The organism is Flavobacterium hibisci, from assembly GCF_020026925.1.
GTDB classification, from domain to species: domain Bacteria; phylum Bacteroidota; class Bacteroidia; order Flavobacteriales; family Flavobacteriaceae; genus Flavobacterium; species Flavobacterium hibisci.
This window is the reverse complement of record NZ_JAIQDW010000007.1, coordinates 14,118-40,119: the sequence shown is the minus strand read 5'-3', so window position 1 is coordinate 40,119 and position 26,002 is coordinate 14,118. Positions and strand designations below refer to the sequence as shown.

Annotated in this window: 19 protein-coding genes; 17 read left to right on the top strand and 2 right to left on the bottom strand. The window is 33.5% G+C overall.

Annotated elements, in window-relative coordinates:
- Position 1 precedes the first annotated feature (1 nt).
- Together K8B81_RS09005 and K8B81_RS09000 are read left to right on the top strand one after the other, a co-directional pair.
- A complete protein-coding gene (locus K8B81_RS09005) occupies positions 2-2,140 on the top strand; it encodes an OmpA family protein (protein WP_223681025.1) in 2,139 nt (712 codons plus the stop codon).
- A gap of 92 nt (positions 2,141-2,232) precedes the next feature.
- Positions 2,233-2,712: a hypothetical protein gene (locus K8B81_RS09000; RefSeq protein ID WP_223681023.1), complete on the top strand. Its 480-nt coding sequence runs from the start codon at positions 2,233-2,235 to the stop codon at positions 2,710-2,712.
- Between the two features lie 99 nt (positions 2,713-2,811).
- Here the strand turns inward: K8B81_RS09000 and K8B81_RS08995 are convergent, their stop codons facing one another.
- Positions 2,812-3,192 (bottom strand): DUF1573 domain-containing protein, encoded by a 381-nt coding sequence (locus K8B81_RS08995; RefSeq protein WP_223681021.1) that lies wholly within the window; start codon positions 3,190-3,192, stop codon positions 2,812-2,814.
- Positions 3,193-3,449: 257 nt separating this feature from the next.
- On the opposite strand from K8B81_RS08995, the gene K8B81_RS08990 reads away from it, so the two are divergent.
- From K8B81_RS08990 to K8B81_RS08975, 4 genes are all read left to right on the top strand, one after another.
- Entirely contained in the window at positions 3,450-6,083 is a 2,634-nt protein-coding gene (locus tag K8B81_RS08990) for a valine--tRNA ligase (protein ID WP_223681019.1), read from the top strand.
- Between the two features lie 175 nt (positions 6,084-6,258).
- Positions 6,259-7,284 (top strand): hypothetical protein, encoded by a 1,026-nt coding sequence (locus tag K8B81_RS08985; RefSeq protein WP_223681018.1) that lies wholly within the window; start codon positions 6,259-6,261, stop codon positions 7,282-7,284.
- Positions 7,244-7,600: a hypothetical protein gene (locus K8B81_RS08980; RefSeq protein WP_223681016.1), complete on the top strand. Its 357-nt coding sequence runs from the start codon at positions 7,244-7,246 to the stop codon at positions 7,598-7,600. Before K8B81_RS08985 ends, K8B81_RS08980 begins: the two co-directional genes overlap by 41 nt.
- Positions 7,558-9,594, top strand: coding sequence for a hypothetical protein (locus tag K8B81_RS08975; protein ID WP_223681014.1), 2,037 nt, complete (start codon positions 7,558-7,560; stop codon positions 9,592-9,594). Before K8B81_RS08980 ends, K8B81_RS08975 begins: the two co-directional genes overlap by 43 nt.
- A gap of 57 nt (positions 9,595-9,651) precedes the next feature.
- On the opposite strand, the gene K8B81_RS08970 is transcribed toward K8B81_RS08975, so the two are convergent.
- Positions 9,652-10,329: a DUF4294 domain-containing protein gene (locus tag K8B81_RS08970; RefSeq protein WP_223681012.1), complete on the bottom strand. Its 678-nt coding sequence runs from the start codon at positions 10,327-10,329 to the stop codon at positions 9,652-9,654.
- Between the two features lie 437 nt (positions 10,330-10,766).
- Between K8B81_RS08970 and K8B81_RS08965 the strand changes: the two genes are divergently transcribed.
- The 11 genes from K8B81_RS08965 to K8B81_RS08915 all read left to right on the top strand — a co-directional run bounded on the left by K8B81_RS08965 (position 10,767) and on the right by K8B81_RS08915 (position 25,837).
- On the top strand, positions 10,767-10,931 hold the full coding sequence (locus K8B81_RS08965; protein WP_223681010.1) for a PDDEXK family nuclease: 165 nt from the start codon (positions 10,767-10,769) through the stop codon (positions 10,929-10,931).
- A gap of 311 nt (positions 10,932-11,242) precedes the next feature.
- Positions 11,243-11,524 (top strand): hypothetical protein, encoded by a 282-nt coding sequence (locus K8B81_RS08960; protein WP_223681008.1) that lies wholly within the window; start codon positions 11,243-11,245, stop codon positions 11,522-11,524.
- Positions 11,525-11,541: 17 nt separating this feature from the next.
- Positions 11,542-12,240 (top strand): hypothetical protein, encoded by a 699-nt coding sequence (locus tag K8B81_RS08955; protein ID WP_223681007.1) that lies wholly within the window; start codon positions 11,542-11,544, stop codon positions 12,238-12,240.
- Positions 12,241-12,475: 235 nt separating this feature from the next.
- Complete coding sequence (locus K8B81_RS08950; protein ID WP_223681005.1) at positions 12,476-13,024, top strand: hypothetical protein; 549 nt, start codon at positions 12,476-12,478, stop codon at positions 13,022-13,024.
- Positions 13,025-13,207: 183 nt separating this feature from the next.
- Positions 13,208-17,005: a T9SS type B sorting domain-containing protein gene (locus K8B81_RS08945; protein ID WP_223681003.1), complete on the top strand. Its 3,798-nt coding sequence runs from the start codon at positions 13,208-13,210 to the stop codon at positions 17,003-17,005.
- 101 nt (positions 17,006-17,106) lie between these two features.
- Positions 17,107-18,195 carry a M42 family metallopeptidase gene (locus K8B81_RS08940; RefSeq protein WP_223681001.1) on the top strand — a complete coding sequence of 363 codons (1,089 nt, stop codon included), beginning with the start codon at positions 17,107-17,109 and terminating at the stop codon, positions 18,193-18,195.
- Positions 18,196-18,255: 60 nt separating this feature from the next.
- Positions 18,256-18,936: a response regulator transcription factor gene (locus K8B81_RS08935; protein ID WP_223680999.1), complete on the top strand. Its 681-nt coding sequence runs from the start codon at positions 18,256-18,258 to the stop codon at positions 18,934-18,936.
- Positions 18,933-20,291 (top strand): sensor histidine kinase, encoded by a 1,359-nt coding sequence (locus tag K8B81_RS08930; RefSeq protein WP_223680998.1) that lies wholly within the window; start codon positions 18,933-18,935, stop codon positions 20,289-20,291. Before K8B81_RS08935 ends, K8B81_RS08930 begins: the two co-directional genes overlap by 4 nt.
- A gap of 99 nt (positions 20,292-20,390) precedes the next feature.
- Positions 20,391-21,638 carry a TolC family protein gene (locus tag K8B81_RS08925; RefSeq protein WP_223680996.1) on the top strand — a complete coding sequence of 416 codons (1,248 nt, stop codon included), beginning with the start codon at positions 20,391-20,393 and terminating at the stop codon, positions 21,636-21,638.
- 11 nt (positions 21,639-21,649) lie between these two features.
- Positions 21,650-22,735: an efflux RND transporter periplasmic adaptor subunit gene (locus K8B81_RS08920; protein WP_223680994.1), complete on the top strand. Its 1,086-nt coding sequence runs from the start codon at positions 21,650-21,652 to the stop codon at positions 22,733-22,735.
- 3 nt (positions 22,736-22,738) lie between these two features.
- Positions 22,739-25,837, top strand: a complete 3,099-nt coding sequence (locus K8B81_RS08915) for an efflux RND transporter permease subunit (protein ID WP_223680992.1) — start codon at positions 22,739-22,741, stop codon at positions 25,835-25,837.
- The last annotated feature ends 165 nt before the right edge of the window (positions 25,838-26,002 follow it).

Sequence of the window (26,002 nt, the reverse complement as noted above, 5' to 3'; positions counted from 1 at the left end):
AATGAAAAATAGGAACAAACTACTCGTTATTATATTCGTATTTTCTATGCAGTTTATTAATGCTCAGGATCAGGATTTGACTAGGGCCAGGCGTTTTTTTGACAGAACATACTATGCTGAAGCTATTGTTTTATATGAGAAATTAGCTGAAGAAAAACCTTCACAGGAAGTAATTAAAAACCTTGCTGATTCCTATTATTATACGAATGATTTAATAAAAGCGCAGCGTTATTACAGACTTTTGATTAAAAACTACGATAAAGATTTAGACAGAAATTACTATTTCAAATATGCCCAAACCCTGAAAGCGACAGAGAATCTGGAAGAAGCAACAGAAGCCTTAAAAGCATATTACTCAAAATCTGCCAATACTAAAGATGTATCGAATTTTGAAAAAGAGATTAAAACATTAGAAAATGTTGCTGCGATTGGGAACCGTTTTGAAATTAAAAATTTAGCCATCAATACCCCAAATTCAGAGTTTGGAGCTGTAAAATACAACGACAGCCTGGTTTTTGCAGGAGTAAAACTAAAACCTGGATTGTTTGATAAAAAGTACAAATGGGATAATGCGACTTACTTGAATTTGGTTGCTGTTCCAATCAAAAATATAAACTCTGACAATCAGATTACGCATTATTTTTCGAATGAATTAAAAACCGGAATGCATGAGTCAAATGCTGTTTTTACAAAAGATGGCAAAACAATTTATTTTACCCGTAATAATTCTAAAAACGGCAGCAAAAGAAAAAATGACGAAAAAATTTCAAATCTCCAGATTTTTAAAGCTGAATTGGTTAACGGAAAATGGACCAATATTGTTTCACTTCCTTTTAATAGTGACAATTATTCTGTAGAACATCCGGCATTAAGTGCGGATGAAAAAGTATTGTATTTTGCTTCAGATATGCCTGGAACATTAGGCTCTTTTGATATTTATTCAGTAAATATAAACCAGGGGGCTTTTGATACGCCAAAAAATTTAGGCCCAATTATCAATACAGACAAAAGAGAACAATTTCCTTCTGTGTCCAAGGACAATAAACTTTATTTTTCATCTGACGGACATTTAGGATATGGATCTCTCGATATTTTTGTTTCTGAAATTAAAGGAAAAGAATATGGAAACCCGGTAAATGTTGGTTCGCCTGTTAATTCCAATTTAGATGATTTTTCATTTTACTTTGATTCGGATACAAAAGAAGGTTTTTTTGCCTCAAACAGAAAAGGAGGAAAAGGAAGCGATGATATTTATCAGTTGAAAGAAATTAAGGATCTGGTGGTTGAAGACTGTAAACAGTTTATTACCGGAATCATAACAGATGCTGACACAAAATTAGCGTTAGAAAATGCAATTGTAGAACTTCAGGATGCCGATAAAAAACAGCTGAATTTAGTTAAAACAACTGTTGACGGAAAATTTAGTTTTACTGTACCGTGTGAAGCTTCTTATACGGTGTTAGCTTCTAAAGAAAATTATACCAGCAATTCAAAATCGTTGGCTTCAGGCAAGAACAGAAAAGCGAATAACGATGCTTCAATGACATTAAAATCGTTGGAGATTATAAAGCAGGAAGAAAAGCAGATTGCAGAAAATAAAAGGAAACAGGAACTTATTATAGAAGAAGAAAATAAGAAAAAAGAAGCTCTTGCAATAATCGCTTTAAAAGAGGGAGAAAAGAAAGCCAAAGCTGACAAAATTGTCGCAGATGAAGTTAAGAAAAAAGAAAAAGTCAATCAGATTTTAGCTCAGGAAAAAGATGTTGTCAGGGATAAAGACAGACTTATCATTAAAACAGACCCTATTTATTTTGATTACAATATGTGGTATATAAGAAAAGAATCAAAAGTAGTCTTAGGAAGAGTAGTAGAGCTAATGAAGAAATATCCCGGAATGGTTATCGAAATTGGATCACATACCGATTCGAGAGGAAATGCTAAATTCAATGAAGATTTATCTCAAAAGCGAGCGACTTCTACCAGAGAATTCATCATACAATCAGGTATCGATGCTAAAAGGATAACTGCCAAAGGTTATGGAGAATCTGTTCCAATTATAAAATGTAAAACAGATGATGGTTGTTCAGAAGAAGAACATGAATTGAACAGAAGGTCTGAATTTGTGATTAAAAATTTATAGATTTTTAAAGAATAAATTAACTAAAAAGCCTTTTCATTGGCTTCTTTTTTATTAATTTTATGGGATAACCATGAAATTAAAAATATCAATTTATGAAAAAGCTAGTTTTATCCTGTCTGATTTTGTCTTTATACGGACTGCAAAGTTGTAAAAATGAGGAAAAACAAAAAGAAGCGGAAGCAATGAATGCTGAAGCTGAAAAAGTGGTAAATATACAATGTTATAAAGCAGTTTATGAAGACGATACTATTGATTTAAAATTGAATACTTTAAAAAACGGCAAAATAAGCGGAAACATGTCAATGAAAGTTTCGGACGCCGCAGAAAGAATTGGCGAAATTAAAGGGGAATTTCATGGAGATACCTTGTTTGCAGATTATACTTTTACAGAAGGAACAAATAAAAAAACGTTCAAAAATCCAATGGCATTTTTAAAAAAAGACAAACAGCTTATTTTAGGAAACGGAACCATGCAGACTACAATGGGCGTAACCTATCTGGTTAAAGACAAACCGATTGACTTTGAACGTGTAAAATATAAGTTTGATAGTGTTAACTGCGTTGGTAAGTAAAATGTTCAGTAAGTAAAAAGTAAGATGATTTTCTTACATGTAAAAATAAAAGCCGTTTCAAACTAATGAAACGGCTTTGCTATTTTCTTTAAATTATTTTTATAAAACTTCACCTTTGATTTTTAAGGCAACCCTTCCATCAGGATAATTAACGGCATTAGTTTCAACTGTAATCGTTTTACGGATTGGTCCTGTAGCCATGTTATATTTTACATCAATTTTTCCTTTTTTTCCTGGCTGAATTGCACCAGATGGTTTTGTAACAACAATTGAACTCAATGTAGATTGAGCATCAATAATTAATAACGGTGCATTTCCGGTATTGGTGAATTCAAATGAACGAACTGCATTATCGCCCTTAGAAATTTTTCCGTAATCAATAGTATTGTCCGGAGCTGAAAACTCAATTTTAGGACCGTTTTGAGAATAACCCGTTACGCTAAACAGTACGATTACAATAAATTTAATAACATTTTTCATTTTGAAATTGTTTTTAAGATAGGAGTAAATATACTTTCTTTTAATTAATACACAAATTATTAATTCGTTTTTTATAGTGTACTTAATTATTTACTTTTGCTGTCAGTTATAAGTACAAAAATTAAACCAAACTTTCGTTTATTTGTTTAACTGTTAAATCGTTTAATCGATCTTGAAAGATAGATTTTCAAAAAAACGATTAAAGGAATTAACGATTAAACGAATCAACAAAAAAAGTAAACATTAAACCTATTTAAATGACAATTCCAGCACAATTTGACGCTAAGACGATTGAGAGTAAATGGTATGATTACTGGATGAAAAACAACTATTTTCATTCAGAACCAGATCATAGAACGCCGTACACCATTGTAATCCCACCGCCAAACGTCACTGGAGTCCTTCACATGGGACATATGTTGAATAATACGATTCAGGATGTTTTAATTCGTCGAGCTCGTCTTAAAGGATTCAACGCTTGTTGGGTTCCGGGAACAGATCACGCTTCTATTGCTACTGAAGCAAAAGTGGTAGCAAAATTAAAAGCAGAAGGAATCAATAAAAACGATTTGACTCGCGAAGAATTCCTAAAACACGCTTGGGAATGGACAGATAAATACGGCGGAACAATCTTAGAACAACTTAAGAAATTAGGAGCTTCTTGTGATTGGGAACGTACTAAATTTACAATGGATCCGGATATGTCTGCATCTGTAATTAAATCATTTGTTGATTTATACAACAAAGGATTAATTTACAGAGGATACCGAATGGTAAACTGGGATCCGGAAGCCAAAACGACTTTATCTGACGAAGAAGTTATTTACGAAGAACAGCAAGGGAAATTATTTTTCTTAAAATATAAAATAGAAGATTCGGAAGATTTCTTAACTATTGCTACAACACGTCCTGAAACTATCTTCGGAGATACGGCTATCTGTATCAACCCGAACGATGAGCGTTTTACACATTTAAAAGGTAAAAAAGCGATCGTTCCAATTTGTGGCAGAGTGATTCCAATTATCGAAGACGAATATGTAGATGTTGAATTCGGAACAGGATGTTTGAAAGTGACGCCTGCACATGATATGAACGATAAAACGTTAGGTGAAAAACATAACCTGGAAATCGTTGATATTTTTAATGAAGATGCGACTTTAAATAGCTTCGGATTGCATTATCAGGGAAAAGACCGTTTTGTAGTACGTACTGAAATTGCAAAAGAATTAGAAGAAACTGGCGCTTTAGCAAAAACCGAAATCCATTTAAATAAAGTAGGAACTTCTGAAAGAACAAAAGCGGTAATCGAGCCAAGATTATCAGATCAATGGTTCCTGAAAATGGAAGAATTAGTAAAACCAGCGATCAAATCGGTTTTAGAAACAGGAGATATTAAATTACATCCAAAACGTTTCGAAAATACGTATGCACACTGGTTAAACAATATTCGCGACTGGAATATTTCCCGTCAGTTATGGTGGGGACAACAAATTCCGGCGTACTATTACGGAGACGGAAAAGAAGATTTCGTAGTGGCAGAAAATATCGAAGATGCATTAGCGTTAGCAAAAGAAAGAACATCTAACAACTCACTTACAACATATGACTTAAAACAAGATGTTGACGCGTTAGATACATGGTTTTCTTCCTGGTTATGGCCAATGTCAGTTTTCGGTGGTATAATGGATCCTGAAAGTGCAGATTATAAATATTATTATCCAACAAATGATTTAGTAACTGGTCCGGATATTTTATTTTTCTGGGTTGCCAGAATGATCATTGCAGGTTATGAATATGCAGGCGAAAAACCATTTACAAATGTATATTTAACGGGATTAGTTCGTGATAAACAACGCCGTAAAATGTCTAAATCATTAGGGAATTCGCCTGATCCTTTAGATTTGATCGATAAATTTGGTGCAGATGGAGTTCGTGTAGGATTGCTTTTAAGTGCTTCTGCAGGAAACGACATTATGTTTGACGAAGAATTATGCAGTCAGGGAAAAGCATTTTCAAACAAAATCTGGAATGCCTTCAAGTTGATTAAAGGATGGGAAGTTTCAGAAACTATTCAGCAGCCGGAGTCATCAAAAGTGGCAATCGAATGGTATGAAGCTAAATTACAACAGACTTTAGTTGATATTGAAGATAATTTCGAGAAATACAGAATTTCAGATTCTCTTATGGCAATCTATAAATTAGTTTGGGATGATTTCTGTTCCTGGTTCTTAGAAATGATCAAACCAGCATATCAGCAGCCAATTGACAGCGTAACTTTCGCGAAAGCAATCGAAATGTTAGAAAACAATTTGAAGTTATTGCATCCGTTCATGCCTTTCCTCACAGAGGAAATCTGGCAATTAATTGCTGAAAGAACTCCGGAAGAAGCTTTAATTGTTTCAACCTGGCCGGAAGTGAAACCATTTGATGCAAAATTAATTGCTGATTTTGAAAATTCAATAGAAGTGATTTCCGGAATCAGAACGATTCGTAAAGACAAAAATATTCCGTTTAAGGATGCAATCGAATTAAAAGGAATCAACAGCGAAAATGTTTCTACTTATTTCGATTCAATCATAACGAAATTAGGAAACGTTTCGGCTTTCGAATATGTTTCTGAAAAAGTAGATGGCGCATTGTCTTTCCGTGTAAAATCAAATGAATATTTCATTCCGATTACAGGAAACATCGACGTTGAAGCTGAAATCGCAAAACTGACAGAAGAATTGAATTACACAAAAGGATTCCTGAAATCTGTAGAAGCAAAACTTTCTAACGAGAAATTCGTAAACGGAGCTCCGGAGAAAGTCCTTAATTTGGAAAAACAAAAACAAGCCGATGCATTAGCAAAAATTGCTACAATCGAGCAGAGTTTGGCTGGTTTGAAGTAACATCCAAACTTAGTTTTTAAATACAAAACCCGACAGATTTTTAAAATTTGTCGGGTTTTATTTTTGAATAAATGACTAGTTTTTATTCAAAAAATATATTCGGCTTTTATGATTTTGTATTTTAAAATGATATAAATTTAGTACGATTTTACACTTTCTAAATTTTATTTTTCTAATGAAAAAAATCCTCTTTTTTGTCTTTATTTTTTGTCTCTTTTTATCTTGCTCGAATAAAATTGAGAATGTTGAAAAATCTATTTATTATTGGAAAAGTGATAGTTGGGACTTGGATCCGAAAGAAAGGGAGGTTCTAAACAATTTAAAAGTCAGGAAACTTTATATTAAGTTTTTCGAAATTGATCATAATGAAGCTTATGGGGATTTTCCTGTTTCCAAATCCTCTCTGCGTTTTTATCAAAAGGAAGATTTTATTATAGTTCCAACTGTATATATAAAAAACGAAGTTTTTAAAAATACGAATAAAGCAAGGCTGGATACACTCGCAAATAACATTAATTTTTTGATTACGAAATATGCCAAAGATAAATTTGAAAGAACCAATCCTGTAAAAGAATTTCAAATGGATTGTGACTGGACTTTGACGACAAAAGATAACTATTTTTATTTTTTGAAGAAACTTAAAGCCATTTCGAAAAAAGAAATCAGCTGCACATTACGGCTTTATCCGTATAAATATCCTGAAAAAATGGGTGTTCCGCCGGTTGACAAGGCTACTTTAATGTGCTATAATTTAATCAATCCTTTAGAGAATCATTCTAAAAACTCCATTTTAGATATTGAAGAATTAAAGCTGTATCTCAATAAAAAAAGAAAATACCCATTGCATCTAGATATTGCACTGCCCACTTATTCCTGGATGCAGGTGTATCAAAATGATCACTTTTATAAAGTAATTTATGATGGGCAGAAAGAGATTTTAAAATCTTTAAAAGAGATAAAGCCTTTGTGGTATGAAGTTACAAAAGATACTGTAGTGGATGACTTTTACTTAAGAATTGGAGACAAGATTAAATATGAAAATTTAACTTCAGCAAAAATTAATGAAGCAATCGAAGTGATCAAAAAAAATGTCGATTTTGATGCGAATACTACAATTACCTTATTTCATTTAGACGAAAAACAATTAAGTAATTACAACAATGAAGAACTTTCTGCTTTTTATAGCAACTTTAGTAAGTAACAGCATTTTTGCCTGCGGTTTTTATCCGTTTGGAGAAGATATCAGATACTCTTTTTTAAACCCTGCAAATTTTAATTACTATTCTTATTCCGAATTTAATTATTCTTCTAATACATTTTATCCAAATCCAGATGGGGTTTATCAAGAAGGTTCAGTTGAAGAAAATGAAAACCTTTGGATGAAATATTGCCACAATAAAGTTTCAGTTGATGCAATAAGAAATGTTCTATATAGCTTTAATGAAGAAGATATTAATGAAAAATCTTCGAATGAATGCTTCAATATTTTTATAAAACTAAAGATATTGCGGCTGTAAATTATTTAAAATTTGCTAAAACCTGCGAGCTTTTTAATGGGATGTATGAAGATCCGTGGGAAAGAAAAGAAGGCGCTTCTATGCCGCAAAGAAAAGAACTAATTGATAAAGGTGTTTTTATTTCTAATAAAATAAAGAATAAGCAGCTTAAGTTGCGATATACCTTTTTGGCAATAAGACTGGCTTATTATAATAATGATTTCGAGAAAATTAAATCCTTGTTCGATACGGTTTTTAAATCTCAGAAAAAAGATATCCTATATTATTGGAGCCTTTATTTTAGAACATTTGCAGAAAAGGATAAAGCTTTGTCTAATTTTTATGCAGCTCAGGTTTTTGTAAATGCGCCGGATAAACGTTTTATGATTGCGCAGCAGTTTGATTCTAAAATTTCTCTGGATAAAGTTTTAAAATTTGCTAAGACAAATGAAGAAAGAGCCAATGTTTATTTTTTGGCGGGAATTAAAAAAAGTGACCAGGCATTATTTTGTTTAGAGCAGGTATATAAATACAATCCAAAATTTGAAGGCTTATCTTTTTTGCTATTAAGGGAAATCAATAAAATTGAGGACTGGGTTTTTACACCTTATTATTCTTTATTTAATCCATCGGTGTCAAAATATAGTTATTGGACAGAAGAAGATAAAGATAATTCCATACAAGATATTTTAAATCGTGTGGAAAATGACAGAGTTTATGCCGGCAAAGTATTACAGTTTGTAAATAATATAAAACTTAAAAAGAGTAAGGATCCGATTTTATGGAGAATAGGCAAGGCCTATCTGTCATTTGTAACCCAAAACAATCAAAGTTGCTTAAATGAAATTGCTGCTGTAGAAAAAAATATTTCTGAGAAAAATGCAATTTATGATCAGATACAGATTATAAAAGCATTGGCATTAACTGCAAATCAGGAAAGCGGAAAAGCCGTGATTTTGGAAGAAGTGAAACCAATTCTTCTTAAAAATCAAAAAAATAAAAAGTTTTTATTTGCTATTGGAAGGGAATTAGAATATAAAAAGAATAGGACTGATGCCGCTTTTTTGTATTCGAAGCTTAATCATGATAATACAGAATATGCTGGGACTTATGATTTAAGTACAGCAGTTTGGAAAACTTTAAAAAATAAAAAAAGCTCCTATAGAGATTTTTACACAGATTACTTTGATTATGTCGATGTGATTTATTCCCCTGAAGATGTACAGGAAATAGTTGCGCAATTTGAAGATCAAAATAACAGTTTAGATTCATTTTCTAAATGGAAACAAAGTTACATTAAAAATGAAATTCCAAGATTGTACGATCTGATTGGAACCAAGTATATTCGACAGAATAATTTAGAACTTGCTGCTGAATATTTTGGTAAACTTGATAAAGATAAATTAGCGAACTATTCTGACTGTCTGTGGGAAAAACCAAATTGTGAGGTTGTAGATATGTTTGACGCAAATCCGTTTTTTGTGCTTAAATACACTCCCGGGTTTATCAGGCAGGACAAAATTTTTAAATTAAACAAAAGAAGTATTACAGAACACCTGATTTTGTATCTTAAAAAAGCAGCTGATCCAAAGGAAGAAAATAAAGATTATTACTATTTCCTCGTAGCGAATGCTTATTACAATATGACACAAAATGGGAATTCATGGATGATGCGCCGCTACTATTGGCATCATTACACAGACGATGCTCCTTTTGAAGATGAAAGGGAATTTTATGAAAGCAACCTGGCGCAAAAATATTATCTTCTGGCATTAAAAAATGCAAAGACAGATGAGTTTAAAGCATTATGTTTAAGGATGATTGGACGTTGCGAAAAGAATAAGCTCGAATATCTGAATCCAAATAATTATGATAACACAATTGAGAATTATGATGATTTTCTTTTGAGTAAAAACAAGTACTATCAGGATTTAAAATCAAACTATGCGGATGACTATGAAATCTTAATGTCAAGCTGTAGTTCTTTTGAAGAGTATTTCAAATCCAGAAGATAGAAACAAACCCCGACAGAATTTTAAAATCCTGTCGGGGTTTCGTGTTTTAAAAAGCAATTATTTCTTATTAAGCTCAGCAGCTTTTTGTTCCCAAAATGTTTCAAGTTTACTATAATCAACTGGATTTGCAGGTTTTTGATAGCCCAATCTGCCGGATTCAAATGCCCGGACCAGAATGGTTTCTATCAGATAATCTTCGTTGACTTCAAAAGGTTTGTATTCCCGTTTTAAACTAATGTCAAACATATTCGCAGTAGCATTTGATACAAATGCCTTGAAACCGCTTTTTAAAGTTTTTACTAATTCGTATGTTGTTATTCCAGTCTGTCGATGGATAAGTTTTACTAAAATTTGTCCTTGTTTTCGGGAAAGTTTTTTTAATCTTGCTTCGAACTCATTATTGAGATAATCTTCAACTATTTTGAAATATTTTTTCTTTTCCCGGCTGGTTTTTAAACGCGCCATTCCGTTGTTTAAAGCCGTTAACCGGTCTGCCGCCAGTTTTGCATAAGGATAAACTTTGTAAACCCTGTTCTGAAGAATCAGAAACTGTTTTTTAGCTTCAGGATCCAGTTCTCCTTTTGAAATAACAATTTCCGCTAATTCAATTGTATCATTCAGAATTGAATCATTTTCAGTGAGCGTGTAGCCCATTTCACTTTCTTTTGGTGTAATTTGTGCTTTGGCAGCAAAAGAAATTAAAAGAAAACATAAAATGCAGGTGGTAAATCTCATCGAATATATATTTAAGTGTAAAATTATACATTATATACACAACTGTAATACCAAATTTTTAATTTAGAAAATAATTTAAATAATTATTTGATTTTAAGTGTGTTGTTTTGTTTTTTAAAAATCTACTCACTTTTTTTACTCACTAATAATGTGCAAGTAATGAATTTTAAAAGCCAACAAATATAGTATCAATTATACAAAATAATATCTTATAAGTTGAACTCTATTTTTCTGGATAGCTGTTTTTTGTAGTACAAAAATGTTGCCATTAAATAATAAGAGTTCAGTCTAAGGCGAAAATTTAAAGGGTTGGTGGAAATTATAATATTTCTGGACACGAGATTAATCTAAAACCAGAGATTTATAAATGCCCAAAAGGACATTTAATAGGATTAAATCTATTGTCTGAAGTATATGTTTTGGACAACGCGTCAATTATGTCAGATGATTTCCTTGCTAGTACAGAGAAAGTAGGTGTGAGAAGAGGATTGTTACAACCAGAATCAGTTTATTTTTGTTCATCAGAGTTCAAAAAAATGATAGATGATGAAAAATTAACTGGTTTTGATTTTGAAGTTGCTCATGTTGATTCACTTGGCTAATAATTAAAAATTGTTAATTGTATTCTTTTTAAAGTTGAATTAATAAGTGGGTTGAATATGTTGTAATTTAAAATTCACAACTACAGATAAAGGAATTAGAACATTAATGGAAGAATTTTTATTTTCATTTCTGCTTTGGTTAACGGTAAAACTTTTTGGACAGGCGTTGATCCTACTTCAAAAGTACAACTACTTACTATCTCTATTCAATCTGCAGGTTTAACAGAGGGAGCCAAAGCAGAAATTAGAACTGGAGATTATACTATTACAGGAACTACAGAACCGATTGAATTTACAACTTCTTCTCTTCTATGGCTCCAAGTAGAAATTATACAATATTTGATGGTGAAGGTAAATTATATAAATTTGGTGTTAGTGATGCTGACTTTGTTAGGATGAATCAATCCCTAAAAATGGCGGGGGAAAATGCTACAGCTAAATTTTCAGACATAATTCCAAAATATCAGGCACATATTAATGAAGCATATATGCGTAGTTTGCATTATAATTCCACAGGGGTTTGGAATATTAGAGGTATGGTATATCCATATCCAAGAGATTTTACAACAGGGCTTAGACATACCAAGCCATAAATAAAATAAATAGCTATATGAGTACAATAATAGAAAGAACAATGTTTTGGTTTAATAGTGATCAAGATATAGAGTTTTTAAATCATAAATTTTACTTTTTAGGTAGTTTGCTAAACAGGATCTTAAACGAAACCTATAATGGAAAGAAAATTAAATTTCTAAATATTGAGTTTTATAACAATCCGGAACAACTAATAAAGGCGTATAACCGTGATTATTATCTTCATTATTATGGGGGGCAATTGACTTATAAAAAAGTAGTTGATTTAAATTTTTTTGCAACATTAAGCTATCATGATCAAAAAATATTTGTTTGGGAAAAAGCTTATGAAATGTTGCAGTTTGCAAGCAAAGAGTTGAAAAATGAAAGTTTATTGTTGTCTTGTGAGCACGCCTATCATAAAGGAATAAAAATTGAATTAAATGCCGACTATAGAATGATAGAAGTTGATGTAATTTTGTTCAATACAACTTATAAAGCATCTTTATGGGTTAATTTCTTTGAGCATGAAATGCAGGCAAACTTTACTTTAGAAGACAAAGGAAAAATTATATTCAAGAAATTTATTGGTAACGCTCCAAATGGTATGGAATTTTTCTTTATTATGTTTAAAAAGATTGAACAAAAGGAAAATTGTATTATTATTAAAGGAGCAAAAGATGTTGAATACTTGCCAGTAAAAATATTATTTTCAGAAAAATTGGAAGAAATATAATCTCTTGCGATTGGTTTTATGTATACGGACTGTAATAAAAAAAGGTGTGAGAAATAGTGGTTGCAGTCTGAATCAGATTAAATTGGTTCACCAAAGTTCCATAAAATGATAGATGAAGAAAAATTGAATGGGTTAGGGTTTGAAGTAGCTCATATAAATAAAGCAGATGAATAATGTTTATTTTGCAATATTGTACAAAGATGAATTTGAAGAAAACTATCCTAAAAGATAAAAAATGAAAAGTAAACAAATTTTATTTTTTGCAACTGCTAATGATATAATAGAAATTGTAAAAGCATTAGAAGAAGCATTAGACGTTAAATATTATGAAATGGGATTATTTGATAAAAAAAACTCTACTTGCTATAATTCTGTATCAGAAATTCCAAATTTTGGAATTTCTAAATATGGTGATTGGAATAAGGATTTAAGGTTAATAATGTTATCTAAAAGCACTACTTTAATTGTACGTGAAATTCCACAAAGAAAAGGTGGAGTAAAATATGCTATTGATGCCTTAGAAAATCAGTCCAGCATTTGTTTCCAGTTTGGTGGGATTTATGAAAATGAAGTATTAATTGCTGGAACTTGTGGAACATCTTTTTTAAATAATTTTTCAGAAACTGTATTTAAAGAATTTTCATCCAAAGTTAAAAAGAGTTTTACCAAAATTGAAGATTTTTATGTTGGTAAAGAAGCGGAAGAAAAATTGAGATCGGGATGGCGACTAGTAACAAATGAAAAACTTTCAAAAGAATTTGATTTAAAAATAAAAACTAAATAAATATTTTCTTTTTAATTTGAACTGAAGTTATTACTGCAAATAATATTCATAATCAATTTATATTAAAAAACGCATTCGCTAAATTATTAGGAATGCGTTTCATTTTTCAATTAGTAAATTTAATAATCTTATTTTAATTTATTTTTTGAGATAAATGAAATGTCTAATTTGAATAAAAGTAACATGCGAAATAAGATATTTGGACTATTCTTTATTTTATACTATTCATTTTCTGTTGCTCAAAGAGAGGCAAACATATGGTACTTTGGAAAAAATGCTGGCTTAGATTTTAACAGTGGTGTACCGGTTCCTTTAACAGATGGACAGATGTCTACTTTTGAGGGATGTGCTACAATATCTAATGCAGCAGGTCAGCTTTTGTTTTATACAGATGGAGTGACAGTGTGGAACAAAATGCACCAGGTTATGACAAATGGCAGTGGTCTTTTGGGGCATTCATCCAGTACCCAATCTGCAACTGTAGTACAAAAACCAGGTTCTTTAAACTTGTTTTATATTTTCACAACAGATAATGAGCATGATCCGGATGGATTCCGATATTCAATTGTTGATTTGAGTTTAGATAACGGAAACGGAGCCATAACATCAGATAAAAATATTCTTATTCGTACTCCGGTAATAGAAAGTTTAGGAGTTACAAAACATGCGAATGGTAGCGATTTTTGGATTCTTACGCATGGCTGGGAAAACAATACTTTTTATGCTTATCAATTGTCATCCTCAGGATTGTCAGCAAGCCCTGTAACAACTAGCATTGGTGCTGTTATACAAGGTGTAGGTTTTCAGGCAGCGTCCTTTATTAAAATTTCTCCAAGTGGATCTAAGTTAGCTTTCACCAGTGTTGCTGACGTAGCGCAATTGTTTGATTTCAATATCGGTACAGGTGTTTTGTCAAATCCTATTACACTAAGTACAGAAGGAGGTGAATTGTATGGGGTTGAATTTTCGCCAACAGAAAATGTTTTGTATGTCACTAACGCTCTTGCTCGCAAAGTCTATCAATATAATTTAACAGCAGCAGATATACGAGGTTCTGAAATTACAATATACAATTCTGAAAAATATCCTGGGGCTTTGCAATTAGGACCAGATGGTAAAATTTATTTAGCAGTTTATTCACAGAATAAAATTGGAGTAATAAATAATCCTAATGTCATAGGAACAGGGTGTGATCTTCAGATTGCGGGAATTGATTTGGGAGGAAAAATATCTAATGGGGGTCTGCCGTCGTTTAATCAATCTTTTTTCTTTACACCATTTATTGAACTTTCTAATAGCTGTGTAAATCAACCGGTAACGCTAAAGTTAAATACTAATTTAAACATAACTACTGCCATTTGGAATTTCGGAGATGGTAATGGATCTAACGAAATAAATCCATCACATACTTACACAGCACCCGGTACTTACACTATTTCGGTTACAGCTGCAACTGCGTTGGGGACAGGAACAAATACAAGAGATATTGTCATTTCAGAAATACCAAGTGCCACAAAACCTCAGGATATTTTTATTTGTGATAACGATAACGATGGTTACTATTCATTTGATTTAACTGCCCAGAATTCAGCAATTTTAAATGGGCAAGATCCTAATTTGTATAGTGTAAACTATCTTGCAAACAACGTCATAATACCTTTACCTGAAAAATATACAAACAATCTGGCTTATCAGCAGGAAGTGATTACTGCTGAAGTTTCAAATAAAGCAAATTCAACTTGTAAAAACAGTACGACTTTTGCAATAGATGTCTTCGATACTCCAAAACCCGCTTCACCTTCAAATATTCCAGACTTAACTAGTTGCGATAATACCAGCATTGGGACAGATAGTGATGGAAAAGTTATTTTTGATTTAACCCAAAGAGCAACAGCGATTTTAAATGGCCAATCGCCTTCTCAGTTTATACTTTCATATTACAAGGATACAGCATTAACTCAGGGTATTGTCCAGCCAAACACTTATCAAAACGCCACCAGTGATGAAACTATTTTTGTAAAAATAGTCAATAAAGATAATGTAAGCTGTACTGCAGTAACATCCTTTAAATTAAAAGTTTTTTCTTTGCCTGTAATTGCCGGTGCTGTTGATTTGAAACAATGTGACGATAATATTGATGGATTTAGCATCTTTAATCTGGAAGAAGCAATAAATAAAATAACAGCTAATTCAGCAAATGAAATCATTACCTTTCACAAGACATTACCTGACGCACAAAATAATAGCAATCCAATCTTAAATTATAGCGCTTATACAAATCAGATTGTTAGTGTGGATAAAGTATATGTTCGGATAGCCAATATTAATAACTGCTTTCGAATCGCTCAGTTGAACCTGATTGTTTCAACCACACAAATCCCGTCTACGTATTCTAAAACATTTACTCAATGTGATGATGAAGTTTTAGGGACAAATAAAGACGGAATTTCTGAATTTGATTTTAGCACAGTTACAAATGATATTAAAAATATATTCCCGTCAGGACAGCTTTTAGATATCACTTATTACCAAAACATATCAGATGCATTAGCTGAGAAAAATGCAATTTCAGATATTTCGGGTTATAGAAATACAAGTTCACCTCATTCGCAACAGATCTTTATTCGAGTGGATAGTCGGCTTAATAATGATTGTTTAGGCTTAGGAGGATACATTACCTTAAAGGTTGAATCGATTCCGGTAGTAAAAGCAATTGAAAGGATTCATTGCGACGACAATCACGATGGTTTATTTGCTTTTAATACATTAGGCTTAGAACAAGAACTTTTGAATGGATTAAGTAATGTAACGGTTTCTTATATGGATCAAAATAATAATCCACTGCCAAGCCCATTACCAAATCCTTTTGTAACTGCTTCACAAACTGTAAAGGTTACTGTTAAAAACAATACTCCTACTGCTTGTTCATACAATTCAACTATTAAATTTGTGGTTGATGATTTACCAAAAGTTTTTGCAATTGATCCCGCTTTAACTACTGTTTGTGATGATGAAGAGGATCCAATTTTGCAAGATGGAAAATATGCCTTTGATACTTCTTCTTTTCAAACTACTCTGTTAGGTAATCAATCGGGAATGGTTGTTAATTATTATGACAGCAACAATAATTTGTTGTCAAGTCCTCTTCCTAATCCTTTTATTACTAATTCACAAGAGATAAAGGTAGAAATTGTAAATCCTAAAAATCTCGGTTGTAGTGCTATTTCCACGTTGGCTTTCGTTGTAAATCCTGCTCCTAATATTATGTTGATTGGAGAAGAATTGGTATGCAGTAATTTGCCAACTTTTACAAAACAGATAGACGCAGGGCTTTTAGATTTGAGTACTATCAACGATTACAATTATCAGTGGTCTAGGAATGATATTCCTATTTCTGGTGAGAAAAATTACAGTTTAACTGTAAATGAAGAGGGAGTTTACAAGGTTGATGTCAGTAACAAGCAAACACAATGTATAAGAACGCGTACAATAAAAGTTTCTGCATCTGATATAGCATCAAATATAATCACAACTGTTAGTGAGTCCAATACCATCTCGGTCTCAGTTATAGGAAATGGGGATTATGTATATGTCTTGGATGATCAAAATGGGGATTATCAGGCTGGGAATACCTTTTACAATGTTCCTTCTGGAATTCATACAGTTTATGTTAAAGACCAAAATGGTTGTGGGACTGTTCTCAAAGAAGTTGCAGTGTTTGGTATTCCGGCATTTTTTACTCCCAATAATGATAATCATAATGACTACTGGAATATAGAAGGGGTAAATGCAGCTTCAAATGGAAAATCAATTATCCAGATTTTTGATCGATATGGGAAATTATTAAAACAAATTGATCCATTGAGTCAGGGCTGGGATGGTTACTATTTAGGTTCTCAAATGCCGGCAGATGATTATTGGTATGTAATCAAACTTGAAGACAGTAGAATCTTTAAAGGTCATTTTGCTTTGAAAAGATAGTGTGCTTATTTATAGAGATATTAGATTATTTTTTATAAAATTCCTCGCTTGAAATCCCTACTTGAATATGCAAATTTTTAATTTAGCAAAAAAATATTTTTATGAGTACAAAATCTATACTGAATGATACGTCAATTGCTTTTTTAGAAAGCTACCTAAATAACGCTTCGCCGACAGGTTACGAGAGCGAAGGACAAAAAATCTGGATGAAATACCTGGAGCCTTATGTAGATACTTTTATTACTGATACGTACGGAACTGCTGTTGGAGTTATAAATCCTGACGCTCCATTTAAGGTGGTGATTGAAGGTCATGCGGATGAAATTTCGTGGTATGTAAATTATATCACAGATGATGGTTTGATATATGTTATTAGAAATGGAGGTTCTGATCACCAGATTGCACCTTCAAAAAGGGTAAATATTCATACCAAAAAAGGAATTGTAAAAGGTGTTTTCGGATGGCCTGCTATTCACACCCGCTTGCGTGATAAAGAGGAAATTCCAAAATTGAGTAATATTTTTATTGATTTAGGATGTGAGACCAAAGAGCAAGTTCTGGAAATGGGGGTTCATGTGGGTTGTGTAATTACTTATCCGGATGAATTTATGATTTTGAACGAAAATAAATTCGTCTGTCGTGCCATTGACAACAGAATGGGTGGTTTTATGATTGCTGAGGTAGCTCGTTTACTGAAAGAAAATAATAAAACACTTCCGTTTGGTTTATATATTGTAAACTCAGTTCAGGAAGAAATTGGTCTTCGCGGTGCCGAAATGATTTCGCAGCGAATCAAGCCAAACGTTGCTATTGTAACCGATGTTTGTCATGATACAACCACACCAATGATTGATAAAAAGGTTGAAGGCGATCTTAAAATGGGTAAAGGTCCTGTGATTGCATATGCTCCGGCAGTTCAAAACAACTTAAGAGACTTAATTGTCGATACTGCCGAGGAGAAAAATATACCTTTTCAGCGTCATGCTACTTCCAGAGCTACGGGAACAGATACAGATGCTTTTGCTTACAGTAATGGAGGTGTGGCTTCTGCTTTGATATCACTGCCATTGCGTTATATGCATACGACTGTAGAAATGGTTCACAAAGAAGATGTTGAAAATGTGATTAAGCTTATTTATGAGTCATTATTGAAAATTGAAAACAATGAAACTTTTTCTTATTTTAAATAAGAAATCTTAAAACGTTAATTCGGCTGTTTTAGAATAGCCGAATTAATCAATAAAACAGATATGAAAATTTTACTACTCGAAGACGATTTTACTTTATCCAAAGAAATAGCGGTGTTCTTTGCTTCAAAAGAATTCGAGTGTGTGCCGTATTATGATGGAGCATTGCTTTTAAGGAAATATTTCCCTTATGAATATGATCTGATTATTCTTGATATCAATGTTCCCGGTATAAACGGAATCGAAGTTTGTAAAAAGATTCGCGAAACAGATAAAAAAACACCCATCATCATGCTGACTGCTTTCAGCGAAATCGAAGACAAATTAGCTTCTTTTGATAGCGGTGCCGATGATTATCTGGTAAAACCTTTCCATTTTGAAGAATTGTATGCCAGGATTTCTTCTCTTTTAAGACGAAAAGAAATTCCACAACAGGCTGAAGATAAGATTGTAATCCAGGATCTGGAAATTGGAGAATCCGAAATGAAGGTATTCCGCGCAGGCGAAGAAATAAAACTTACACCTAAAGAATTCAAACTGATTCTGATTTTGGCTCAGGCCAAAGGGAAAGTGCTTTCAAAACAATTCATAGCCGAAAAATTGTGGGATTATCATATCGAAACCAATCAGAATACCATTGAAGTTTACATTAATTTTCTTCGAAAAAAAATTGACAAAGACCACGAAACCAAACTAATCCGAACCAAAATTGGTTACGGATATTATCTAAGCGATCAGGAATGACATTAAAAAACAGGATATCACTCTTAGTAAGTCTGCTCTTCACAATTCTTTTTGGGCTGGCTTCTACTGTGATTTTTGTTTTGTATTCTAATTTCAGGAAAGAAGAATTTCGGGATCGTTTAGAAATAAAAGCTCTTTCGAACATTAAACTCCTCGTAAATGTAAAAGAAGTTGACGATCAGCTTTTAAAAATGATTGATCAGAATTCGATCAATAAATTGTATGATGAAAAAACACTGGTTTTCGATTCTCATTTCAAACTGATCTATAGCAGTATTGACGATGCTAAAATTAACTGGTCTGTCGACGATTTAAAATACCTGAAAAAACACAAAACGTTTTTTAAGCAACAAGGCGATTATGAAGTATATGGTGTTTTTTATGATACCAAAGACAGGGATTTTTATGCTTTAATATCGGCCACAGATGATTACGGCAAACGGAAACTACTTTTTTTACGATATACCTTAATCATTTCTTATATCTTTTTTACTTGTATTTGCTGGGTTTTAACTTCTTTAATGGTAAAAAAAGCGATGAATCCGTTAAGTATTTTTCATCAGAAGATTAAAAATATAAACGAGAACAATCTGGATACCCGAGTTGAATCTAAAAGCAATAAAAACGAAATTGACCTGATTGCCAATGAGTTCAATTTTATGATGGATCGAATAGAGGTTTCATATCAAAAACAAAAAGAATTCACTGCTCATGCATCACACGAACTCAGAACTCCGTTATCGAGAATTACTTCGCAAATTGAAAATACAATTGCAGACCCGGAAACATCTATTAAAGGAAAAACTTTTTTGAGTACTATTTTATCAGATGTCAATCATTTATCGGAACTCATTCATTCTTTACTGGTGTTGTCTAAAATTGATACAAACACTTCTGCCAATGATGAAATTCAACGAATGGATGAAATTTTGTTTTCGGCCATTGAAAATTTAAATAAAACGTTTCCGGATTTTGTTATTCTTTTTGAAATAGAAGAAAGCGAGAATCTCGATACGGCTTTAGAAATCAAAGGAAATAAAAACCTTTTGGAAATTGCTTTGAGCAATGTTCTAAAAAATGCCTGTGTGTACTCGGATAACAAACAGGCAAAAGTCAAAATTAGTACTCAGGAAAATCATTTGATAATCTCGGTTTTAAATACTGGAAAAACACTGAGCGAAAACGAACAGAGAAACCTTTTCCAGCCTTTTATGCGTGGGGAGAATTCGAAAGGGACTTCCGGTTTCGGACTTGGATTACGTATTGTAAATCGTATTTTAACACTTCATAATGCAAAAATCAGGTATAGTGTACCTGCTGAAAACAGCAATTTATTCCAATTGATTTTTCATTAATTTAATCCTTCTTAATTTTTTTTAAGCACTTTTTAAGGTCTTTCTTAAGGTGTCTTAAAGTCTCGCAATAGCATATTTGTATCAAATAAAAATGATACGATGAAAAAGTTATTTGCATTATTCCTGCTGATTGCCATGAATCAGATGGTTCTGGCTCAAAAAACAGTCACTTTAGAAGATTGTGAAACTCAGTTTTTAAAGAACAATCTCTTTCTGCTCGCTTCGCATTACAACGTTGATGCTTCAAAAGCACTTACCATTCAGGCACGCATTTGGGACAATCCAGTGATTTCAGCAGAACTAAACGCTTACAATCCGGATCGGGATAAATATTTCGATATAGGGAAACAGGGACAGAAAGTATTTGGTATCGAGCAGCTGATTTATCTGGGTGGCAAAAAACGCAACGAAATAAAATTAGCACAAACCAATGAACAGCTGGCAGAATTGCAATTCAATGATTTGCTGAGAACCTTGAAACTGCAATTGCGTAAAAGCTTTTATACGGTTTATTACAACTCCAAAAGTCTGGAAACTACAGACAAACAATTGGCTCACATTGAAGATTTAATCAATTCCTATTCAGTTCAGGCACAAAAAGGAAATATTCCTTTAAGGGATGTTGTGCGTCTGCAATCGCTTTATCTGAATTTTAAAAATGAGCGAATGGAAGTAGTAAATAGCAACATCGAAGAACAGGCGAATTTGAAATTGCTTATGAATTCTACAGAAGAAATTGTTCCGAATGTTTCAAAAGACGAATTCAGCAAATACTTAAAAACGATTGATTTTGATTTAAAATCTTTCGAAAATGAAGCCATTGCAAACAGACCCGATTATCTGGCAAAACAAAAAGAAATCGATGCCAATGAGCTAAATGTAAAATGGCAAAAATCACTTTCGGTTCCGGATATCACCTTAGGAGCGAAATACGATCAGCGAAGTGGTGCTTTTAATAATGAAGCGAATTTGACTGTTGGAATTCCATTGCCGCTCTGGAATCAAAATAAAGGAAATATCAAGTACGCAAAGACCATTCTGGAACAGTCAAAAATTGAAAAACAAAATTTTGAATTGCAGCTTCAGACTGAAATTACATCTGCCTGGAATAAATGGGACGAATCGCGTAAAAATTATGTTTTGATAAAACCAACCGTAAACTCTGATTTTGAAGCCGTTTATAACGGAATCTTAACCAATTTCCAGAAACGAAATATCAGCTTATTAGAATTTACAGATTTTATGGAAAGCTACAATCAGGCGAATATTCAGGTAAACGAGTTAAAGAAAAAACTGGCGCTGTCTGCAGAAGAATTAAACAGTACCATCAACAAAGACTTATTTTAAAACTAAATAAAATGAAACATAAACTAATCATCGGAATTGCAATTGTGAGTTTATCCATTGCAGGCTGTAAAAAAGAAGTAGAGAATCCGCAGATCAACACCTCTTTTGCTTTGAGCGATAACATGCTGAAAACGACAACAACGGCAGTTGCGCAGACACAGCCCGTAACCAACGAATTGAACTTTTACGGAAAAATCACGGCCGACAACAATAAAATGATTGATGTTTACCCACTTGTAGGCGGAAACGTAATGAAGGTAAATGTTGAACTTGGCGATTATGTAAAAAAAGGTCAGGTTTTGGCAACCATAAAAAGTACCGATATTGCTGATTTCGAAAAGCAATCCCTTGATGCTAAAAGTGATTTGCTCGTAGCCAAAAACAACCTGAAAGTTGCCCAGGAATTATTTGACGGAAAATTAAACTCTGAAAGCGATGTACTTCAGGCAAAATCGGAAGTAAATAAAGCACAGTCACAGTTAAGTAAAGTGCAGGAAACGTATAAAATCTACAATATCAAAGCAGGTTCTATTTACGAGGTAACAGCACCAATCAGCGGTTTTGTCATTCAAAAAAGCATCAATCAGGATATGCTTTTAAGAAGTGACCGCTCAGAAAATATTTTTGACATTGCTGAAATAAGTGAAGTCTGGGCAATGGCAAACATTAACGAGACGGACATCAATAAAGTAAAATTAGGAATCGATGCAGATGTTACGACTTTGAGTTATCCGGATAAAGTTTTTAAAGGAAAAGTAGATAAAATTTTCAACGTAATTGATCCGGAAACAAAAGCAATGCAGGCAAGGGTTAAACTGCAAAACCCTGGATTTTTGCTGAAACCGGATATGAATGCCAACATCAAACTGTCTTTTAAAGAAGATAAATCGATGATTGCCATTCCGAGTGATGCTATTGTTTTCGATAAAAGTAAAAATTTCGTCATGATTTTCAAAGACCGTCACAATATCGAAACCAGACAAGTTGAGGTTTACAGAGTGGTGGGTAAAACTACCTACATCTCAAGCGGTTTAAAAGAAAATGAAAAAGTCATTACCAACAATCAGCTGTTTATTTACCGTGCTTTAAACGAATAAGACATGAACAAATTCATACGAAATATTATTGCTTTTTCGCTTAAGAACAAAGCATTCACCTTTTTTTGGGTGGGATTACTGGCGGTTGCAGGATTTATTTCCTTCAAAAATATGCCCATTGATGCTTTTCCCGATGTAACCAATACTCAAATTATCATTATTACGCAATGGAACGGAAAAAGTGCTGAAGAAGTAGAACGTTTTGTTACTTCGCCTATTGAAATTTCCATGAACTCGGTTCAGAAAAAGACGAGTGTAAGAAGTATTACTATGTTTGGATTATCGGTGATCAAAATCATTTTTGATGATGGGGTAGATGATACATTCGCACGTTTTCAGGTTAATAATTTATTGAAAAATGTTACGCTTCCGGACGATGTTGAACCCGATGTACAGCCGCCTTACGGACCAACAGGAGAAATATTCCGATATATTGTAAAAAGCGACAGCAGGGATAGTCGTGAATTATTAACCTATCAAAACTGGGTGATCGACAAACAGCTTCGTTCTGTTCCTGGTGTGGCCGATTTGAATGTTTTTGGAGGTCAGACTAAAACGTACGAAGTTGGTGTTGACCCCGTAAAATTAGCAAAATACAATATTACCCCGCTTCAGGTTTATAATGCCGTTGATGCAGGGAATTTAAATGTCGGTGGTGATATCATCGAAAAAAACGGACAGGCATTTGTAGTTCGCGGAGTTGGACTTTTAAAATCCCGAAAAGACATTGAAAACATCATTGTGGATCAGGCCGGAGGAAATCCGATTTTAGTTAAAAACGTAGCTTCTGTTTATGAAAGTTCCATGCCAAGAGTAGGGCAGACGGGTATTGGTAACAATGATGATGCAGTTGAAGGAATTGTTGTAATGCGTAAAGGCGAAAATGCACAGGAAACTTTAGCTTTAATTAAAGATAAAATCAAAGACTTAAATGAAAACATACTGCCGAAAGACATTAAAATAGAAACTTTTTACGATCGTGATAATCTGATGAATTTCACGACAGAAACGGTAATGCACAATTTATTTGAAGGAATTATTCTGGTAACCTGCGTTGTGTTTCTTTTTATGGCTGACTGGAGGACTACTTTTACGGTTTCGATTGTGATTCCGCTTTCGTTATTGTTTGCCTTTTTATGTCTGAAAATGATGGGAATGAGCGCCAATCTACTGAGTCTGGGTGCGGTCGATTTCGGAATTATTATTGACGGTGCGGTGGTGATGGTCGAAGGATTGTTTGTGGTTTTGGATCATCGCGCACACCAATTAGGAATGACTGCCTATAACAAAATTGCAAAAGGAAGCCTGATCAAAAAGACCGGAACAGAAATGGGTAAAGCCATTTTCTTTTCTAAGTTAATTATCATTACGGCTTTACTACCGATATTTTCTTTTCAGAAAGTAGAAGGAAAAATGTTTTCGCCTTTGGCCTTTACGTTAGGTTTTGCCTTAATGGGGGCTTTACTTTTCACTTTAACGCTGGTGCCGGTTTTGTCCCACATTCTTTTAAATAAAAATGTAAAAGAGAAAAACAATCCTTTCGTAAATTTTTGGGACCGAATTGTAGGGAAAGGTTTTGCCTGGACATTCAAGCATAAAGTAAAATCATTAATTATTTCAATTTCGATTATTGCTGTAACTTTCTTTTCGGCGTCATTTTTAGGAACCGAATTTTTACCTCAGTTAAACGAAGGTGCTTTGTGGGTAACAGCAGAACTGCCAATGAGTACATCGCTTCCGGAGAGTGTGCAGACAGCGGCAATGATCAGAAAAGATCTGGAAACTTTTCCGGAAGTCAAAAAAGTGCTTTCGCAAACAGGACGAAGCAACGACGGAACAGACCCGAACGGTTTTGGATTCATTCAGCTTCAGGTAGATTTGAAACCGAAATCAGAATGGACACGCAAAATCAATATGGATGAGCTGATTAACGAAATGGATCAAAAGCTAAAAGTACATCAGGGAATTACCTATAATTATTCACAACCGGTTATCGACAACGTAGCCGAATCTGTAGCGGGTTTCAAAGCTTCAAATGCTGTGAAAATTTATGGAGATGATCTCGATAAACTCGACGAATTATCAAATGAGGTTTTAGCGAAAATCAAAAATATTCCCGGTATAAAAGACGTCGGAATTCTGAGAAATGTTGGCCAGCCAGAAATCAGTGTGATTCTGGACAGAGAAAAAATGGCGGCTTACGGCGTAACTTTGGGTGATGCTCAGGCTGTTTTAGAACTGGCTTTTGGTGGAAAAACCGCTACTCAAAAGTATGAAGACGAAAAGAAATTTGATGTAAGGGTTCGTTTCTCCAAAGAATACAGAAAAGACGAAGAAGATTTGGCAGAGTTAAAAGTGCCAACCATCAGCGGTGCTAAAATTCCACTGAAAGAAATCTGTGATATTAAAACCGTTACAGGTCCGGCCTTTATTTACAGAGACAATACCAAACGATTTATTGGTGTAAAATTCTCAGTTCGTGACCGTGATTTGGGAAGTGCCATTGCGGAAGCGCAGGAAAAAGTAGCTCAGGTAAAAATGCCTGCAGGCTATACCACAGGCTGGACAGGCGAATTTGAAAATCAGGTTCGTGCCAGTGCGCGTCTGGCTCAGGTGGTACCTATCAGTTTAATAGGGATTTTTGTCCTGTTATTTATCTTATTCGGTAATATTAAAGATTCATTGCTTGTTTTGGCCAATGTCCCGTTTGCTGTTATTGGTGGAATCATCGCGTTGCACTTAACAGGTATGAATTTCGGAATCTCGGCTGGAGTTGGTTTTATCGCCTTACTCGGAATCTGTATTCAAAACGGGGTTATCCTGATATCCGAATTTCATCATAATCTCAAGGCTAAGTTTTCACTTGAAGAATCTATTTTTATGGGTGTGAAAGCCAGAACCAGGGCGGTAGTGATGACAGCATTAATGGCTTCAATAGGCTTGTTACCGGCAGCAATTTCAACCGGAATTGGTTCTGAGTCACAAAAACCATTAGCCATTGTAATTATCGGAGGGCTGATGACAGCAACAGTTTTGACCTTATTGGTCTTCCCAATTCTGTTCTGGATATTCAATCGTAAAAAACATGCTCCAATTGAGTAAATAGTAATAGTTGGTTATTTTAATTTGGGGAAGAAAAAGCATCATTATTTTTAATGGTGCTTTTTGTATTTTTATACTGAAAATATCAAATAAAGGATATTAATTTTCAGGAGCTAATCCCGCTGTTCCTTGTATCTTTTACGGCGAACCCCGCCATAAAAGGAT

What these genes read in the sequence shown, in the direction of transcription:
- K8B81_RS09005 (WP_223681025.1), top strand. Translation starts at nt 2, where the DNA reads ATGAAAAATAGGAACAAACTACTCGTTATTATATTCGTATTTTCTATG.
- K8B81_RS08915 (WP_223680992.1), top strand. Translation starts at nt 22,739, where the DNA reads ATGAACAAATTCATACGAAATATTATTGCTTTTTCGCTTAAGAACAAA.
- K8B81_RS08935 (WP_223680999.1), top strand. Translation starts at nt 18,256, where the DNA reads ATGAAAATTTTACTACTCGAAGACGATTTTACTTTATCCAAAGAAATA.
- K8B81_RS08970 (WP_223681012.1), bottom strand. Translation starts at nt 10,329, where the DNA reads ATGAGATTTACCACCTGCATTTTATGTTTTCTTTTAATTTCTTTTGCT.
- K8B81_RS08990 (WP_223681019.1), top strand. Translation starts at nt 3,450, where the DNA reads ATGACAATTCCAGCACAATTTGACGCTAAGACGATTGAGAGTAAATGG.
- K8B81_RS08945 (WP_223681003.1), top strand. Translation starts at nt 13,208, where the DNA reads ATGCGAAATAAGATATTTGGACTATTCTTTATTTTATACTATTCATTT.
- K8B81_RS08920 (WP_223680994.1), top strand. Translation starts at nt 21,650, where the DNA reads ATGAAACATAAACTAATCATCGGAATTGCAATTGTGAGTTTATCCATT.
- K8B81_RS08960 (WP_223681008.1), top strand. Translation starts at nt 11,243, where the DNA reads ATGGCTCCAAGTAGAAATTATACAATATTTGATGGTGAAGGTAAATTA.
- K8B81_RS08950 (WP_223681005.1), top strand. Translation starts at nt 12,476, where the DNA reads ATGAAAAGTAAACAAATTTTATTTTTTGCAACTGCTAATGATATAATA.
- K8B81_RS08995 (WP_223681021.1), bottom strand. Translation starts at nt 3,192, where the DNA reads ATGAAAAATGTTATTAAATTTATTGTAATCGTACTGTTTAGCGTAACG.
- K8B81_RS08980 (WP_223681016.1), top strand. Translation starts at nt 7,244, where the DNA reads ATGAAGAACTTTCTGCTTTTTATAGCAACTTTAGTAAGTAACAGCATT.
- K8B81_RS08955 (WP_223681007.1), top strand. Translation starts at nt 11,542, where the DNA reads ATGAGTACAATAATAGAAAGAACAATGTTTTGGTTTAATAGTGATCAA.
- K8B81_RS08975 (WP_223681014.1), top strand. Translation starts at nt 7,558, where the DNA reads ATGCTTCAATATTTTTATAAAACTAAAGATATTGCGGCTGTAAATTAT.
- K8B81_RS08985 (WP_223681018.1), top strand. Translation starts at nt 6,259, where the DNA reads ATGAAAAAAATCCTCTTTTTTGTCTTTATTTTTTGTCTCTTTTTATCT.
- K8B81_RS08965 (WP_223681010.1), top strand. Translation starts at nt 10,767, where the DNA reads ATGTCAGATGATTTCCTTGCTAGTACAGAGAAAGTAGGTGTGAGAAGA.
- K8B81_RS08940 (WP_223681001.1), top strand. Translation starts at nt 17,107, where the DNA reads ATGAGTACAAAATCTATACTGAATGATACGTCAATTGCTTTTTTAGAA.
- K8B81_RS08930 (WP_223680998.1), top strand. Translation starts at nt 18,933, where the DNA reads ATGACATTAAAAAACAGGATATCACTCTTAGTAAGTCTGCTCTTCACA.
- K8B81_RS08925 (WP_223680996.1), top strand. Translation starts at nt 20,391, where the DNA reads ATGAAAAAGTTATTTGCATTATTCCTGCTGATTGCCATGAATCAGATG.
- K8B81_RS09000 (WP_223681023.1), top strand. Translation starts at nt 2,233, where the DNA reads ATGAAAAAGCTAGTTTTATCCTGTCTGATTTTGTCTTTATACGGACTG.